This window comes from Arthrobacter sp. zg-Y20, from assembly GCF_030142075.1.
GTDB lineage: Bacteria > Actinomycetota > Actinomycetes > Actinomycetales > Micrococcaceae > Arthrobacter_B.
In genome coordinates this window covers 906,044-922,307 of the sequence record NZ_CP126241.1, presented here as the reverse complement: position 1 = coordinate 922,307, position 16,264 = coordinate 906,044, and the positions used below count along the sequence as shown (strand labels likewise).

17 protein-coding genes are annotated in these 16,264 nt (G+C 66.0%); 9 read left to right on the top strand and 8 right to left on the bottom strand.

What is annotated here, in order from left to right; all coding sequences use genetic code 11:
• Positions 1–99 precede the first annotated feature (99 nt).
• Complete coding sequence (locus QNO06_RS04455; protein WP_227914254.1) at positions 100–1,062, bottom strand: endonuclease domain-containing protein; 963 nt, start codon at positions 1,060–1,062, stop codon at positions 100–102.
• A 145-nt stretch (positions 1,063–1,207) separates the two neighbouring features.
• Here QNO06_RS04455 and QNO06_RS04450 point away from each other — a divergent pair, with 145 nt between their 5' ends.
• Positions 1,208–2,560, top strand: coding sequence for an MFS transporter (locus QNO06_RS04450; RefSeq protein ID WP_227914255.1), 1,353 nt, complete (start codon positions 1,208–1,210; stop codon positions 2,558–2,560).
• Between the two features lie 40 nt (positions 2,561–2,600).
• On the opposite strand, the gene purN is transcribed toward QNO06_RS04450, so the two are convergent.
• On the bottom strand, positions 2,601–3,182 hold the full coding sequence (gene purN / locus QNO06_RS04445; RefSeq protein ID WP_227914256.1) for a phosphoribosylglycinamide formyltransferase: 582 nt from the start codon (positions 3,180–3,182) through the stop codon (positions 2,601–2,603).
• 40 nt (positions 3,183–3,222) lie between these two features.
• Here purN and QNO06_RS04440 point away from each other — a divergent pair, with 40 nt between their 5' ends.
• Positions 3,223–3,654, top strand: coding sequence for a hypothetical protein (locus QNO06_RS04440; RefSeq protein ID WP_227914257.1), 432 nt, complete (start codon positions 3,223–3,225; stop codon positions 3,652–3,654).
• Here the strand turns inward: QNO06_RS04440 and QNO06_RS04435 are convergent.
• Both QNO06_RS04435 and QNO06_RS04430 read right to left on the bottom strand, forming a co-directional pair.
• Entirely contained in the window at positions 3,651–4,958 is a 1,308-nt protein-coding gene (locus tag QNO06_RS04435; RefSeq protein WP_442860201.1) for a cell division protein PerM, read from the bottom strand. The two genes, QNO06_RS04440 and QNO06_RS04435, sit on opposite strands and share 4 nt — an antisense overlap.
• Positions 4,959–5,061: 103 nt before the next feature.
• Positions 5,062–5,808, bottom strand: coding sequence for a sulfite exporter TauE/SafE family protein (locus tag QNO06_RS04430; RefSeq protein WP_227914260.1), 747 nt, complete (start codon positions 5,806–5,808; stop codon positions 5,062–5,064).
• 22 nt (positions 5,809–5,830) lie between these two features.
• Here QNO06_RS04430 and QNO06_RS04425 point away from each other — a divergent pair, with 22 nt between their 5' ends.
• The 3 genes from QNO06_RS04425 (at position 5,831) to QNO06_RS04415 (ending at position 7,931) form a co-directional block, all read left to right on the top strand.
• The gene (locus QNO06_RS04425; protein WP_227914262.1) at positions 5,831–6,466 is read left to right on the top strand and encodes a DUF1684 domain-containing protein; all 636 of its coding nucleotides are present in this window, start codon (positions 5,831–5,833) and stop codon (positions 6,464–6,466) included.
• A gap of 67 nt (positions 6,467–6,533) precedes the next feature.
• Positions 6,534–7,124: a GNAT family N-acetyltransferase gene (locus QNO06_RS04420; protein ID WP_227914263.1), complete on the top strand. Its 591-nt coding sequence runs from the start codon at positions 6,534–6,536 to the stop codon at positions 7,122–7,124.
• A 12-nt stretch (positions 7,125–7,136) separates the two neighbouring features.
• Positions 7,137–7,931 (top strand): MSMEG_6728 family protein, encoded by a 795-nt coding sequence (locus QNO06_RS04415; protein ID WP_227914266.1) that lies wholly within the window; start codon positions 7,137–7,139, stop codon positions 7,929–7,931.
• 7 nt (positions 7,932–7,938) lie between these two features.
• Here QNO06_RS04415 and QNO06_RS04410 read toward each other — a convergent pair whose 3' ends face one another.
• Both QNO06_RS04410 and QNO06_RS04405 read right to left on the bottom strand, forming a co-directional pair.
• The gene (locus QNO06_RS04410; RefSeq protein ID WP_227914268.1) at positions 7,939–8,532 is read right to left on the bottom strand and encodes a hypothetical protein; all 594 of its coding nucleotides are present in this window, start codon (positions 8,530–8,532) and stop codon (positions 7,939–7,941) included.
• Positions 8,533–8,842: 310 nt separating this feature from the next.
• Positions 8,843–9,493: a DUF6318 family protein gene (locus tag QNO06_RS04405; protein ID WP_227914271.1), complete on the bottom strand. Its 651-nt coding sequence runs from the start codon at positions 9,491–9,493 to the stop codon at positions 8,843–8,845.
• A gap of 596 nt (positions 9,494–10,089) precedes the next feature.
• Between QNO06_RS04405 and QNO06_RS04400 the strand changes: the two genes are divergently transcribed.
• The gene (locus tag QNO06_RS04400; protein WP_227914388.1) at positions 10,090–11,559 is read left to right on the top strand and encodes a stealth family protein; all 1,470 of its coding nucleotides are present in this window, start codon (positions 10,090–10,092) and stop codon (positions 11,557–11,559) included.
• Between the two features lie 103 nt (positions 11,560–11,662).
• Here the strand turns inward: QNO06_RS04400 and QNO06_RS04395 are convergent, their stop codons facing one another.
• Positions 11,663–13,336 (bottom strand): catalase, encoded by a 1,674-nt coding sequence (locus QNO06_RS04395; RefSeq protein WP_227914272.1) that lies wholly within the window; start codon positions 13,334–13,336, stop codon positions 11,663–11,665.
• 138 nt (positions 13,337–13,474) lie between these two features.
• On the opposite strand from QNO06_RS04395, the gene QNO06_RS04390 reads away from it, so the two are divergent.
• On the top strand, positions 13,475–13,900 hold the full coding sequence (locus QNO06_RS04390; protein ID WP_227914273.1) for a pyridoxamine 5'-phosphate oxidase family protein: 426 nt from the start codon (positions 13,475–13,477) through the stop codon (positions 13,898–13,900).
• Between the two features lie 4 nt (positions 13,901–13,904).
• Here the strand turns inward: QNO06_RS04390 and QNO06_RS04385 are convergent, their stop codons facing one another.
• A complete protein-coding gene (locus QNO06_RS04385) occupies positions 13,905–14,801 on the bottom strand; it encodes a phosphodiesterase (protein ID WP_227914274.1) in 897 nt (298 codons plus the stop codon).
• A 215-nt stretch (positions 14,802–15,016) separates the two neighbouring features.
• On the opposite strand from QNO06_RS04385, the gene QNO06_RS04380 reads away from it, so the two are divergent.
• Both QNO06_RS04380 and QNO06_RS04375 read left to right on the top strand, forming a co-directional pair.
• Complete coding sequence (locus QNO06_RS04380; RefSeq protein ID WP_331461485.1) at positions 15,017–15,592, top strand: hypothetical protein; 576 nt, start codon at positions 15,017–15,019, stop codon at positions 15,590–15,592.
• 122 nt (positions 15,593–15,714) lie between these two features.
• Complete coding sequence (locus QNO06_RS04375) at positions 15,715–16,257, top strand: DUF3592 domain-containing protein (RefSeq protein ID WP_227914275.1); 543 nt, start codon at positions 15,715–15,717, stop codon at positions 16,255–16,257.
• Positions 16,258–16,264: the final 7 nt, after the last annotated feature.

Genomic DNA, 16,264 nt, shown 5'->3' with positions numbered 1-16,264 from the left:
TACCGTCAAAGGGAACGAAAAGGCACAATTTACCGATTTTCGGCACAATATCGGTAAATTTTGCCTTCTCGTGGGGCACGCTGCGTCAGGCCGGCCGCGTCAGGCGGGCTGTCCGGGTCGCCAGCCGCGCGTCAGGAGGGCAGCGCGAACCTTCTCCGCTGCTGCGGCTTGGTTGCCGGGCCGCAGGTGCTTCTTGCTGAAGCGCAGCACCACCCATCCCAGCCGTCGAAGGCGGTCGTCGCGCTCAATGTCCCGGTGCCACTGGTCCGGATTCAGTAGGTGATGCTCGCCTTCATATTCAAGCGCAATCCGCAGCCGCACATATTGCAGGTCCGGCCGGGACACGCGCTGCCCCGCCGGACCGATAATCCATTGGTTTACTGCCGGCTCCGGCAGCCCGGAACGCCGAACGAGCAACCGCAACCTGGTTTCCTGGGCCGAGTCCGCGCCTGGGCGCATCAGCTCGAGAGCGGTCCGCGCGGTGGATGCACCGCGGTTTCCCGCTCTGCGCAGCAGAACCTCCTGCAACTCCTGCATACCGCACAGCGGATCCGGTTGGGACAGGTAGCCACCGCGGTCCGGCGCATCCCTCCGCCGCAGCAGGGAGTCCCCCGCAGCCACCAACTCATCGGGAGACAAGAGAGCGGCCAGGTCGCGCCAAGTCCAAGCCGGTGATGTCACCAGCAGCCCTCCGGCCCGGACCACGTCCAGTTGCAGAAGGGGTGCATGGTGCCCGACGACGCCCTTCCTCCGCGGCTGGCTGAACCGCAGCGGCCGGGTGAGGTGCAGCGGTTCGGGCCCGAAGCGGTACGGCAACCAGATGCCCCACAGGGCGGCGGCGGTGGTGTGGCTGGCCACCGTAGTGCCGGACGCCGGGGCAAGCGGCCGCACCGCATCCGGCAGGGCGGATGCTGCCCCGCGGACCGTACGCAAACCGTGCCCGGCGCCGTCGTACGCCCTGCGCCGCAATTCCGACGCCGGCACGCCGCGTGCCCGCGCCTCTGCCACGGAGAACACCGGTCCGGGCAGCCCGATCCCTCCCGCCCGCTCCGGTTTGCCCATCACCACATGGTGCCCGGTCCCGCGAGTCTTCGGCGCCTTATCCACAGGTGGGGGCCCCGCACGGTATTGTTTCCCCGACGCCATTGACCCCCGGCACGCAGCCACCCCTCCTGCACCCCGCATCCCCGGAAGGCCCCGAACCAACATGTCCATCACCAATATGCTGCCCACCGGTGACCAGGTGGTCCAGAACCTGCCGTGGCGGTGGAAGGTCCAAGGCCGGATCTTCCTCATCGGCGGACTCGGGTTTATGTTCGATGCCTGGGACGTAACGCTGAACGGCGTGCTGATTCCGCTGCTGTCCAAGGAATGGGGGCTGACGGCGCCGCAGGCCGCCTGGATCGGCACCGCGAATCTGCTGGGCATGGCCATTGGTGCCTTCGTATGGGGTTCCATTGCCGATGCGATCGGCCGCAAGCGGGCGTTTTCCGCTACCTTGCTGGTGTTTTCCCTCTTTACCGTGCTGGGTGCGTTCTCCCCGGACATTGTGTGGTTCTGCATTTTCCGCTTTATGGCCGGGTTCGGACTGGGCGGCTGCGTGCCGGTGGACTACGCGCTCGTTGGCGAGTTCACCCCCAAGAAACAGCGCGGCCGGGTGCTGACCGGGATGGACGGCTGGTGGCCGGTGGGTGCCGCCCTGTGCGGGGTCACTTCCGCTGCGATCATGGCCACCTTCGCGGATTGGCGGTACACCATGCTGGTGATGGTGGTCCCCGCCCTGCTGGTGTTCTGGGTGCGCCGTTCGGTCCCCGAGTCCCCCCTCTATCTGGTCCGCAAGGGCCGCACCGATGAGGCGGCCGCCGTCATCAACAGCCTGATCCGGCGCACCGGGGGAACCCAAACCCAGTGGCGGCTGCCCGAACCGGAGGAACCGGAAAAGCTGTCCCTGCGCACTATGGGCACCCAATTGGGCGACCTATGGAGGTTCAGCAGCAAAACCACCATCACCGCATGGTCCCTGTTCCTGACCATCCTGCTGGTCTACTACCTGGCGCTGCAGTGGATGCCCAAGATCCTCGTTGACGCCGGGTTTGCCGAGTATCGGGCGTTCCTGACCACCTCGGGCATGGCAGCCGTTGGCCTGCTCGGAGTTATCGCGGCGGCCCTGCTGGTGGAGAAGGTTGGCCGGAAGTGGATCCTGGCGGTCACCGGTCCGCTGTCCGCCGCCATCCTGGTGGTGGTGGCGCTGGTGGTGGACCTGCCCACGGCGGCAACGGTGTGGCTGCTGGCCTACGGATTCGTGGTGCAGGTGGCTATCCCCGTGCTGTATGCCTACGTCTCGGAGCTCTACCCCACCGAGCTGCGCGGCAGCGGTTTCGGCTGGGCCTCCACCGTCTCCCGGGTGGGGGCAGGCTTGGGTCCGCTGCTGTTCGTCTCGGTGCTGTGGCCCCATCTCGGGCTGGCGCTGTCGTTCGCCCTGGCAGGAGTACTGGTGCTAATGGCGGTGCTGTGGATGGCCCGGTTCGCACCCGAGACCAAGGGTGCGGCGCTGGACTAAGCCGGCGCCGGAGAAGCCGCCGCCGGAGTAAGCCGCTGGACTAAGCCGGCGCCGGCAGCCCTTCCCGGCTCAACCGGTCCAGGGTGTCGATCAGCAGCCGCCGCTCCTGGACCTTGATGCGCTCGTGCAGGGACTCCTCGGTATCGCCGTCGAGCACTTCCACCGCGGCCTGGGCCAGGATCGGGCCGGTGTCCACGCCGGCGTCGGCCCAGTGCACCGTGCAGCCGGTGATCTTCACGCCGTAGGCCAGGGCATCCCGGACGCCGTGTGCCCCAGGGAAGGAAGGCAGCAGCGCGGGATGCGTGTTCAGGTACCGGCCGTTGAACGCGTTGATGAACTCCTCATCCACAATGCGCATGAATCCCGAGGAGAGCACCAGGTCCGGCGCGTAGGAAGCCACCGTTTTGGTGAGCGCCCGGTTCCAGTCCGGCCGGGCCGGGAAATCGCGGAAGGGCACCACGAAGGTGGGGACGCCGGCGTCGGCCGCCCGCTGCACCCCGTAGGTGCCGGGCCGGTCCGCGCCCACTGCCGCGATCTCTATATCCAGCCGGCCGTCACTGACGGCGTCGAGCACAGCCTGAAGGTTGGAGCCGGTACCGGACACGAGGACTACGATGCGCATGCGTCAACCATAGGGTGCGGCGTCCCCTAGGCTTAAACCCATGAATGACGACGGCGCGCAGTACAAGACCCAAACCCTCGCGGAGCAGAGCCGCCGCCCCGGGGCGACCGACGAGCAGAAGAAGAACGCGGTCCGCTATGTCCGCGTGTTCTGGCTGCTGGTGCTGGTCATGCTGCTGAGCAGCGGCCTGGTCCTGCCGTGGAAGCTGGTGCCGCTGGCAATCGGGCTTGTTGCCTTCGTGGTGGGAATCATCGCCCTGGTCAAGCTGGCCCGCCGGCGGATGGGTGCCCTGCTGCCCGTCCTGGTGTCGCTGGGCCTGGTCATCACCTTCCTGACCACCCTGGGGCTGGGCTTCATGGTGGCCATCTGGGACCAGACCGTCACCTATGAAACATGCATGCGTTCGGCGCTGACCTTGGACGGCGCGGAGGCCTGCCAGGCCGAGTACCTGCCCTTCCAGCAGATGCGCTAGGCCGCGGCCCGCAGTTTCTCGGGTTTGGGCTCACGTTCCAGCCAGGGACCTACGGCGTAACCGATGACGACGCCGGCTCCCACTTCGGCTGCGACCCATAGTCCCAGCCACAGCGGATCCGGGCCGAGCTGCACAAAGCGCCCGATCCCCAGCGACCCGACGGACAGCCAGGCGGCCCCGGCCGCCAGCAGTCCCGAGACCAGTCCGACGATCGCGCCGAGGACCAGCGTGGACACCGGTGCCGTGAACCAGCGGGCGCGGATCTTGATGGAAAGCCATTCGTCGAAGTGGTTTTCGCCCTCGCGCAGGAACCACCAGCCGGCCAGGATCCCGGCCACCACCGGTATCAGCAGCGCCGCGTATCCGTATTCCATGCTCCCCGTAGGCAGGGCGGCGAGGACGGGCAGCGCTGGCAGCGGACCTACGGTTGTTTCCAGCGGACTGATGATGCTTCCGGTGCCCAGGGAGAATCCGGCGCCCGAGGCCCAGCCCAGGGTCCACACCACAAAGTTGGGCATCAGGCCCAGCTCGACGACGGTCAGTACCGTTCCGCCCAGCACACCGGCACCGAGCCGTTCATACACGGAGACCATTTCGGCCCAGTTCATCGCCAGCGTCACCACGAGCAGCAGTGAGGACAGGCCCAGTGCGGCCACGATCCCCACCACCCCGGCACGCAGGGCGGCCCACATGTAGGAGCCGGCCCAGCGGGAATGCTGGCTGGTCCGGGCAATCCAGGCGGTCAGGTCCATGCCGATCAGCCGCACCCAGGATCCGGCTTCGATCCGGGCCCCCACAATCAGGCCGGCGCCTGCCGCGATGAGGGGCAGCAGCGCACCGGCGGCCACCGAAATCCGCACCCCGTCGGTGCTGCTGAAGTAGGCGGCTGCCGCGCCCAGCAGCGCATAGGCGCCCAGGGCGCCAAGCAGTGCCTGCCAGAGCTGGTCCGTGTAGGAGGCCCGGGCCAGACGGCGGCCGGCACGCCAGGACAGGAAGAACGGGATCAGCGTCAGCCCGAGCGGGAAGAAGGAGAGCAAACCGGAGGCCGGACCCGTTCCGAGTTCTCCGGCAGGGAAGCTCAGCTGCAGCGGCACGCCGTGGATGAGCAGCCAGGCCTGGCCGCCGAGGCGCGCCAGGGATGTGAAGTCGATATCGGTGAAGCCGTTGGCCAGCCACACGCCCACCAGCGGCAGCAGCACCAGCAGCGCGGAAAGCACGGCAGCCTGGCCCAGTTCAAACGTTCCCTGCAGCCAGAGTGGCATGGGCGGCACACCCGGCTTCTTCGGCCGCAATAAAATCTTCATCGCTTCTATCGTGCCATCCGGGCCGGTGCTGCCCGATGAGGTGCCTGCGTGAGTCGGGTAACTGCGGCGGGCACGGCCGTGGTGTCAGCGGTGCCGATGCCGGTCAGAGGTCGTACAGGCCCTTCACCAGTGCCGTGGCTGCACCAATGAACGCGATGACCACTACTGCCAGCCGGGCCTGGTCGTCGCGGATGAACCGCTGCAGCTTCTCCCCCGCGTAGATGCCGCCCACAATCATGACCCCCACCAGCACCCAGGCCCAGGGCTGGAACGGAGGCATCTGGCCGGGGTCCAGGATCAGCTTGGAGGTCAGGGTGACGGCGGCGGTGGTCACGAAGAACGGCTGCAGGGTAGCGGCGAACGGGCGCTGCGGCCAGCGGGCCAGCAAGGCGTACACACTGACGGCGGGGCCGCCGACGCCGGCCATGGCATTGGTGATGCCCGAGGTGAAACCGGCCACGGCCTTGGGGGTATTGCCGGTCAGCTGGATAGAGGTGCGCTGCAGGAACAGGGAGATACTCAGGGCCACCAGTACGACGGCGCCCACGGTGACTGCCAGTGGGGCCGCGGGCAGGTACACGGCGGCCGCCGAGGCCGGTACGCTGGCGCAGACCGCCGGGATGGCCAGCCATCGGTACATGGACCAGTCGATGTCCCGCCAAACCCGGCTCATGATCAGCAGCGAGGACACGAGGCCGCAGATGTTCACCATCAGCACGCCGCCGTGGGAACCGAGGATGATCACGAGGAACGGAGAAATGAGCAGCGCAAAGCCTAGACCGGCGATCCGCTGGGCTATCGCGCCGATAAAGATGGCGACGAGCACCACAATAAGAAGTCCGGTAGTCACCCGAACACACTACGCTGGACAAATGCTCTCTCCCGTCACAGCCCTTGCCACCGCCGATTGGCGCCGTAACACTTTCGCCCTTTATGAGCAGGCGCGTCGCGCTGCCGAGGGGATCTCGGCGTCGCACGCCCATGCCCTCTGGGCCACCGGCCGGGATCGGCTCTTCGGCACGCACCCGGCCTCGCCCCTCCCGGAAGATGTCCGCCGCCGGTTCCGCGGTTTGAGCACCGCCCGCTACGATCCGGCGTTCCGGTTCGAGGCCGTTATTGACGGCGCCGGTGCCGGCGAGTCGATGGAGGTGGCCACCGGAACGGACGGGACGGTGCCGTTCACCCGGCTCGGGACGGTGAACGTGGACGGGGTCGGCAGCCTGGCGGTGTGGAACCTGGACACGTACGGCGGCGGAATTTTTGTGCCGGTCCGCGATGCCAGTTCCGGCGCCGACGGCGGCAGCTACGGCGGCGGGCGCTACCTGCTGGACACGATCAAGGGCGCCAGCCTGGGACCGGGCAGTGAACCCGGCAGCTTGGTGCTGGATTTCAATTACCTCTACAACCCCTCCTGCGCCTATGACGAGGCGTGGGCCTGCCCGCTGCCCGGCCCGGCGAACACCGTGGACACCGCGCTGCCGGTGGGCGAACTGTACGTGAAGTACTAAGACGGCCGATGCCCGTCCGGCCGCGGCGCCGGGCGGGCAACACGGAGTCAGTGCCTATGCTGGAAGGGTGCAAGCTTCCATTTCACATGCAACGGCTGAAGACATTCCCGGGCTCGTCGAATTAGCTTCCCTCACTTTTCCTTTGGCCTGCCCGCCCGAAGTCACACCGGAAGACAGCGCGGCCTTCGTTGCCGCGAATCTCTCCGCCGGGAATTTCACGCAGTTCCTCGCGGATGAGAAGCGTTTGGTCCTCGCGGCCCGGCAGGACGGCCGGCTGGTGGGGTACTGCCTGCTGGTCCTCGAAGCGCCAACCGACCCCGAAGTGCTTGATGCCCTGGACCAGGGCCGGGCGCTGCGGCCCTCGGCGGAGCTGAGCAAGTTCTACGTCCACCCGGATGCCCACGGCAGGGGCATTGCCGGGCAGCTCATTGATGCTGCTGCCGGAGCGGCGGCGTCCGTAGGTGCACGGTCCATGTGGCTGGGGGTGAACAACGGCAACGTCCGGGCGCAGTCCTTCTACCGCAAGTCCGGGTTCCAGACTTCCGGCCGTCGCTCCTTCCAGGTTGGTGCGCATACTTTCCGGGACCTGATCATGGTCCGGCTGCTCACCGGCACCGGGGCGGAGGCCGGTGACGGGGCCGGCCGCGGGGAACAGTGACAGACTGGGCCCGTGCAGACCTTCCTCCCGTATGAGAGCTTTGCCCGCAGTGCCCGGGTCCTGGATCAGGCGCGGCTGGGCAAGCAGCGGGTGGAGACCCTGCAGCTGCTGCGCGGTCTGGTGGTGCCGGATTACGGCTGGCAGCGCCATCCCGCCCTGCTGATGTGGAAGGGCTTCGTGCCGGCGCTAACGGCGTACGGGCTGGCGATGACCGACGAGTGGATTGCGCGCGGGCACGCCGACACCGTGCGCGAGCAGATCCTGGAGTTCGCTCCGGAAGCGGCGGGCTCCGACGTCGAGCTTCCGCCGTGGCTGGGCGACGAGCAGCTGCACCGCAGCCACCGCTCGAACCTGATTGTGAAATCCCCCGAGGTGTACGGGCCGTTGTTTCCGGACACCGACGCGGGCCTGCCCTATGTGTGGCCCTCCCCCGCAGACGTTCCGGACCCTGCGGATCCGCCGCCGGGCGAGGGGCTGTGGGTCGCCCGGGCGGTGCCCGACGGCGATGCTGCCGCCATTGTCCTGCCCATGCTTTCGGTGAAGGGCACGCCGATCACCGGCAAGCGCGGCCGGCAGCTGGTGCGGTTGCTGGAGGACATGGACGACGGCGATCCGGTGGCGGTGATCTCGCCGGCGGACCGCTCGCAACTGCTGTTGGGTCATGCCGGTCCGGTGGAGCTGACCAATGACACCGCTGTGCGGCCGGTGTCGCTGTCCGGCAGCATTCCGCGTTCGGCGTTCGCGTATCCGGCGGTGCTGCAGGATCCCCGGACACTGTTTGCGGTGCCGAAGCCGAAAGGGCTTTAGCAGCCGATTAGCAGCCGATGCCGTTCGGGTTGATGAGGCAGTTGTCCGCGACGCTGCGGGTTTCCGCCCGCCACACCCGGATTGTTTGCGCCTGCGAAGCGACGGCGGCCCTCCCGTCAATGGGAAACATCGGCCCGCCGTTCACCGAATAGGTTCCGGAGAAATGCACGGTTGCACCCATTTGGTAATCCCCTGCGGCGGCGTACCTGTGGCTCGTGCGGGTCTGCTCTCCCCACCGACCCTGCGGCAGCGGCGCACCGGCAGCCGATGTGGGACCGTAGACCGTTCCGTCGCCGTAGTTGATTTCGTATTCGGTGGGCGTCGCAACTATCCGGACCGTCTGGTCCAGCAGGACCATCTCGAAGACCTGCTCGGCGGCTTCAACGTAAACGTTGGTCTCCATCCCGATCAGCGTGTGCGGACTGGGTTGCACCACCAGCTTGCCGGCTGCGATCGGCCGCTCCTGGAACGCAGTGAGGATCTGCGCCTGGATCTGCTGGCCGATGTCGACCGGCTCCTCGGAGTAGATGCACGACGGGGTGTCGCTGACTCGGGGCCAAGCCGCGGGGTCGACCGTCTTCAAGCCTTTGAACCAATACACGAGGCGACCATCCTCACCAGCGGTGCAGGCCGCCTGATTGGCCGCCAGGCAATCGACATCACCAGCGGAATCATCAAAGCAAACGGGCACAAAGCGATACCCGAAAGGGTCATCAGGAATTCCGACCGGGACGGTCGTCCACATTCCAGAATTGGGATCCCGCTTGTATGAAGCGCCTGAGTATATGAGGTCGTCTTTGAACCCAACATCGTTAACGGCCGCAGTTGCGCCGGTGGCCACGCAGACGACTATGACTGATGCTGCAGCTGCTCCAAATGCCAAATGCCTTGCTCGAAACCACAGCATGCCGTCAGCCTTGAATTGTTACTACGACTTCGGCATACCAGCCATTAGTGGTGTACCTAGCTTCGATCATTTGAACCGCCGAATCCTCGTAACCGTCGCGGGCCCCGTACAGCGTCCCGGGACCGTAATAGCTCAAGGGGGCCTGCGTGTTTTGAATTAGCACTTGGTATCTACCTTCAGGGGTCAGGACGAACTCAGAAGCGACGCCTTGTACGTTGATTCTGCCGCCACTGATCCAGTCCTCATTGCTGTAACCCTTCCCGACCATTTCGTAAAAGTTCTTGCAGACCGCGCAGTCCGGTCCGCTGATAGCGCGAATCGGCTCCGTATCGCCGGTCTCGTAGCCGTAGTTCACCAGCTCGTACCAATACCGGGCGAAAGCCTCCAGCCCTTCCTTGGACTCGACCTTCGCCTCCTCCGGCATCGCCGGCAACGGAACATTTTCCGCCGGCCCCTCGGCAGAGGCCGGCTTGTAAACAGCTGACGGTGTGGGCGTGGGAGTTGGCGTCGCTGAGGCGGACGACTGTGACGGAGACGGGGAGGCAGCACCGGTCCCTGAATCCCCGGAAGCGCCCGTGCACCCGGCCAGGACAACCGCGGCGAAAACCGCTGGGAAGCTCCAAACACGAGAACGGCGCAGAATGGTTCTGGTCATCCGAAACCCCCAAGTTGGGCAAGCCGCGACACTGTCAGTCCGGCCATAATAGCCACCAGCCCCACACCACAACCGGTTATCCACAAGTCACCGGCACCACAGACCCGGCGACTCGCGGCCCCGGTGCAGCCGGCAGCCTATGCCGTCTCCCTCGCAGCAGCGCGGCACAGGATGAGATACTGGACAAGAGAACTACGGCCCCGGCCGGAAAACGGACAGGGCTCGGAAGAAGGATGTTCCAGCGCGGTGTTACGGTTTCCTCAGTGGCTCCCGGCCGACCCGTGCTCCGTCCCCGCGTCCGCGCCCACCCCGTCCGCGGGCGGCCCGCGGTTCGGCCCAATACGCACCGGCCAAGACCGGCACCGCGCAACAAGTGCAACACCCGGGTATCCCGGCAGCAGTTCCCCGTGCAGCGCTGCACCCAACCAGCGCCTGCATGTGCGGGCGCCGACCATCCCTAGGAGGTTCCCATTACCGATACAGCCGCCGAACACGATGTCTACTTCGGAGCCCCGGAGCCGGACTTCGAACCCGAAAACCTCCAGACAGCTGCCCCCGCCGTACTCCGCCGCGTGGAGGAACGCCCCGAGGTGGCCATGTTCAAGGGCCGCCTGGCTCTGATGGACACCGGCCTCACCCCGCACGAGGCCATGGTGGAAGACCTGCTGTTTGTCCGCAGGGTGCTCGACGACGCCGGCATCACCTACCTGCTGGTGCGCGGCAATGACCAGCGGCCGGTGATCGCCGTCAACCTGCGCGAACGTGACCTGCTGCGCAAGGCAATGGTGGAAGCCTGCCGCGAGGAGCCGTTCTACGCGCGCAGCGTGGACACCAAAAAGAGCCGCACCCTGCTCATTGCCGACGGCAGCCTGGCCCCCGGCGACAAGACCCGGATCATCCGGGTCTACCGGCCGCGCGCCTTCACCGGCACCAACCTGGTGTTCTCCGCTGCGGCCGGGGTGCAGATTGAACTGTGGGACCTGGACGGGGAAAACATCACCCTGCCGGTGGAGAACTCCCTGACCCGCCGCACCCTGCCGGCCTCGGAGGCAGTCCGCGGCACCGTGGACAAGCACGGCCTGACCTGGCCGACCATCGAGAACATGTTCGCCGACCACGCCACGGACATCCGCTTCGACATCGACCTGGTGTTCTCCTGGGTGGACGGCAGCTCCCCGGAATTCCAGGCCGCCCGCGCGGCCCGGATGCAGGGTGCCGTGGTGGGCGAGGGCGATGACCACGAGGCCCGCTTCCGGCAGATCAACGAACTGAAGTACGCCCTGCGCTCGGTGCACATGTTCGCACCCTGGATCCGGCGGATCTTCATCGCCTCGGACTCCCCGCGGCCCCACTGGCTGGCGGAGCACCCCTCGGTCACCTTTGTGCCGGCGGCGGAGCACTTCAAGGACCCGTCCGTGCTGCCCACGCACAACTCGCAGGCGGTGGAAGCGCAGCTGCAGCACATCCCCGGGCTGGCGGAACACTTCCTCTACTCCAACGACGACATGTTCTTCGGCCGCCCGGTGGCCCCCGACATGTTCTTCTCCCCCGGCGGAATCACCAAGTTCATCGAAGCCAGCACCCGGATAGGACTGGGCTCCAACGACGCCGAGCGCAGCGGCTTCGAGAACGCGGCCCGGGTAAACCGGCGGCTGCTGTGGGAACGCTTCGGCCGGATCACCACCCGCCACTTGGAACACGCGGCCGCTCCGCTGCGCCGCAGCGTGCTGCTGGAAATGGAAGCCGCGTTCCCCGCGGAGTTCGCCGCCACCGCCGCGAGTACCTTCCGCGCCAAGGACAACATCTCCGTCACCAACTCGCTCTACCACTACTACGCCCTGCTCACCGGGCGTGCGGTCACCCAGGAAACCGCCAAGACCAAGTACGTGGACACCACGTCCTACGCGGGCCTGTCAGCCCTGGAGCGCCTGCTCGCCAAACGGAACATGGACATGTTCTGCCTCAATGACGGCAGCTTCCCCGAGGTCCCGGCCGCCGAACGCGCGGAGCGGGTCACGGACTTCCTGGAGAAGTACTTCCCGGTCAAGGCCCCCTGGGAGCACTGACCCCGGGAACCTGGCCCGGGAACAGGCCAGGGACACAGAACGACGGCGGCGGCGCACCCAGGTGCGCCGCCGCCGTCGTTCGCTGCGGTAGTTTTGTGCTGCCCTACCGGGTGACGACCACGTGCTCGTTGGGTACGCAGTGCGTCATGGTGAGGCCTTCAACGTTGCGGGGGCCGTTGTGGCCCAGGTTCTTCATCCGCTCGGTTTCTTCCTCGTTGAGCGTCTGGGTGGCCAGCGGGCCGAGATCCTTGATCTCGTCCAGGCTGATGCCGAGACCCTCGCCCACGCGGGCGCCCAGCTCGTCATCGGCCATGTAGAAGTGCCAGAGCATCCGCTCCTGAACTTCCCGGACAGCCTGGGAGATGTTGTCGACGAAGTTCTTCACCAGGTCGTCCTTCTCCCACTGCTCCATCAGCTGGTAGCGCTGGCCGGCCTGCATGTAGTCGTTGGTGCGGGGCAGGCGGGCGCGGGTGAGGCGGCCTTCCAGCTCCGGACCGAGTTCGGACTGCGCCGGCTTGGGTGCTTCCTGCAGGCCGCCGGTGATGTTCGGCTCGTAGTTCACGTGCGGGTTCTGGCCCGGCGCAAGGTCAGTGCCGAAGGACATCTGCCCGCCGCGCTGGTTGGTGGCCACCCGGGCGTTCTTCGCGGAGTTCACCGGAAGCTGCAGGTAGTTCGGTCCCACGCGGTAGCGCTGGGTATCCGAGTAGCTGAAGGTGCGGCCCACCAGCATCTTGTCATCGGAGAACTCCAGGCCGTCCACCAGCACACCGGTGCCGAAAGCGATCTGCTCGTTTTCGTTGTGGTGGTCCGTGACGTTCCGGTTCAGGGTCATGGTGCCCACGTACTTGGGCTCGAACTCCTGCTCCGGCCAGGTCTTGGTGTCATCCAGCGGGTCGAAGTCCAGTTCCGGATGATCGTTGTCATCCATCAGCTGCACGTACAGGTCCCACTTGGGGTAGTCGCCGCGCTCAATGGCCTCGTAGAGGTCCTTGGACGCGTGGCCGAGGTCGTTGGCCTGGATGTTCGCGGCGTCTTCCTCGGTCAGGGACTTCACGCCCTGCTTCGGCAGCCAGTGGTACTTGACCAGCTTGGACTCGCCCTGTGCGTTGACCCAGCGGTAGGTGTTCACGCCAAAGCCCTGCATGTGGCGGTAATCTGCGGGGATGCCGCGCGGGCTGAAGAGGTTCACCAGCATGTGCATGGCCTCGGGGGTCTGCGACATGAAGTCGAAGATGCGGGCGGATTCCTGGCGGAAGGTGATGGGGTCCGGCTTCAGGGAGTGGATCACGTCCGGGAACTTGATGGCGTCGCGGATGAAGAAGACGCCCAAGTTGTTGCCCACCAGGTCCCAGTTGCCGTCTTCGGTGTAGAACTTGATCGCGAAGCCGCGGGGGTCACGGGCGGCCTCGGAGGAGTCACGGCCGCCGATCACCGAGGAGAACCGGATGGCGACGTCGGTCTTCTTGCCCGGCTCGGAGAAAAGCTTGGCGCGGGTGTACTTGGCAATGGGCTCGTCGCCCCACTTGCCGGAAGCCTCGAATTCGCCGTAGGCCACGAAGCCGCGGGCGTGTACAACACGCTCCGGGATGCGTTCCCGGTCGAAGTGGCTGATCTTCTCCAGAAGCTGGTAATTTTCCAGCGTGGCCGGGCCGCGGGCACCCACGGTGCGGGTGTTCTGGTTGTCGTAGACCGGGTGTCCCTGCCGGGTGGTCAGCGTCTTGGGGGCTTCGGCGTTGTTCTGGCCGTTGCCGGAATTCTGTGTTTCTGCGTCTGTCATCACGTGCTCTCTGAGTGTGAGGTCCATAGCTGGCTGACAATATCTACCCTTTCAACTCTCATGAAAACCGGAGCCTGAGTCAAGTTGATAAGCAGCCTGATAGTAGCGGCGGGAGGCCGGGATTGGCACACTGTGCTCATGACTAGTGAAGAGCGGCCCCCGGTTGTTGAACTCAGTCCCGAGCAGAGTTGGAAGTACCTTGAGCACACGCAGCACGGCCGGTTGGCCCTGAGCGTGCTCAACGAGCCCGACATTTTCCCGATCAACTACTTCGCGCACGACGGCGTGATCACCATCCGCACGGCTCCGGGCACCAAGCTCGCCGAACTTACGGTGAATTCCCGTGTGGCGCTGGAAGCGGACGGCATCACCAGCGACCAGGCCTGGTCCGTCGTCGTCCGGGGAACCATCCGGGAACTGGAAACTTCCGAAGAGATCACTGCCGCGGATCAGCTGCCGCTGCAGCCTTGGGTGCGCACGGAGAAATACCGTTATGTGGAAATCACTCCGATCTCCGTGACCGGCCGGTTCTTCAACCTGGGCCCGGAGCCGGACCGGGGCTGATCCCCTACGCCGAAGCCAGCGTGCGGGCGTCCGGGATCCGTACGCCGGCGGCCGCCAGCCGGTCCGCCGTCTCCTGCGGGCCCACCTGCTCCCCCACCGTGCCGGCCTGCTCCAGCGGCACCACGGAATGGACCACCGAGTCCTCGTACAGGTGCACCATGTTGAAAGACTGCCCGGCATCCTGGCCGCGAGTTCCCGGCGTCACCAGGTCCTGCGCGTAACAGGTGGCCGAAGCCACGGACACCGGGATCCCGGCGAAGGTGCTGAAGGTCGAGTAGTGCAGGTGTCCTGCGATCACGGCGCGTACGTCGCTGCCGGCGATTACCGCGGCCAGCTCCTGCTGGTTGCGCAGCTCCACCAGCACGGACAGGTCCTGCACGCTGGGCACCGGTGGGTGGTGCATGGCCAAAATGGTGCCGTCCGGCGCGGGGGTATGCAGTTCCCGGCGCAGCCAGGCCAGTTGCTCCGCCGTCAGCTCCCCGTGGTGGTAGCCGGGCACGGAAGTGTCCAGGGTGATGACCCGCAGTCCGTCCAGGTGGTGCACCTGATCCACCGGGGTCATCTCCGGGGCTCCGTTCAACAGAACCTGCCGGAAGGCCGCCCGGTCATCGTGGTTGCCCATGGCCCAAATGACCCGGGCACCCATGCGTTCGGCAGCCGGGACGACGACGTCGCGCAGCCGGGCATAGGCTCCCGCCTCGCCTCGGTCGGCCAGGTCTCCGGTGAAAACGATTGCTTCGGGCTGCTGGCCGCTTTCCTCAAGCCGTGCAAAGAGCCTTTTCAGATTGGTGAGGCTGTCCACGGCTCCGTAGAGCCGGCGCTCCCCGGCCAGCAGATGCGTGTCACTGAGATGGAGGATGAAATGGCGGGGGCGGGGATGCTCAGCCCGGAGGAAATCCATCAGAACCTTCTGTGTCGGCAGCTTGCTGCGGCGTATCTCCTCCATAAAAGCAGACATGGCGACCGGGGGGTAAGCACCTCGGGCGTGTTTCGCGTCCTTTTACTCCGGGCCGAGTTGGTTGTTCTTCGCCCGGCTGCTCTGGCGCCCGGACGGAGGCGGCCGTAGGCTCGATGCAGGTTTGCACCGTTCTGTGATCGTTCTGTGAAGGGACTCCCATGAAACTCAGCCATATTCCCCTGCGGCTCGTCACCGGCGCGTACATCCTTAATTCCGGCCTGAGCAAACGCGGGCTGGACGCCGAAAGCGCTGCAGGACTGCAGCACATGGCGGCCAACGCCTTTCCGCAAGTGGAGGACATGGAGCCGGTGAAGTTCGGCAAGCTGCTGAGCAACGCCGAGATCTGCGTGGGACTCACCCTCCTCCTCCCGTTTGTCCCCAGCCGACTGGCCGGCTTGGTCCTGGGCGCATTCTCCGGCGGCATGGTCCGGATGTACCTCAAGACCCCCGGAATGACGGGAGAGGACGGCATCCGTCCCACAGCCGACGGAACGGCCTTGGCCAAGGACATCTGGATGGCCGGCATTGCCGCAGCCCTGGTCCTGGACCGCAAGAAGCCCAAGGTCAAGACCGTCAAGGTTCCCACTCCGGTAAAGGGGGCCGCCGTGATTGCCGGAGCCCAGGGCGCCGGCAAGGCCGCGAAGGCTGCGAAAAAGGCTGCCAAGGCGGGCGTGACCGCCAAGGCCGTGGCCAAGGCAGGCAAGGCAGCCAAGGATCACGCCGGCAAAAAGTAGTCCGTTTTCACGGCACCCGCCGCGCACCGGCCCGGCGGTAGCGGTGTGACCCCCGCCTTTGCCAGGATCACCGCCGAGTTGGCGGTACGTTAGTGTCATCAAATTTGGGGGGGGGGGAACAGATGACAGAAAATGGTGCCGGCAAACACTCACTGCCTACTACGGCGGACGGCCGGCGAAAACGGCAATACAACCCTGCCGGGCTCCTCGTCGCGGGCTTCCTGTTTGTGCTGGTGGGGACGCCCCTGGGTATCAGCAGTCTCGTCGACGGTTATACCGACCAGCACTTGATCGACACCGGCACGAAGGCGCAAGGAACTGTCACCGATATCAGGGAGAGCCGCAGCAAAAACGGTCGGCATGAACACGTGACGGTGACCTATACAGCCAAGGGCGGGGAATGGACCGTGGAAGGTTCCCACCGGATGAAAACCCCCGGCTTCGAACCTACACTCGAGGATTCCAAGCAAACCGTCTATTACGATCCCGAAGACCCTGCGAAGGCAGTGATCCTCGGCTGGGATGCCAAAATGCTGGACGGCTACGCGGTAGGCGGCGGCTTCGTGGGGATAGGCGCCGTCATGATGGGCATCAGTCTTTGGCGAATAAAGAAGATGCCTCTTCCCCCTGCCGCCGACCACAGCAACGGGGCAGCGGTTAGCTAACCGGCCG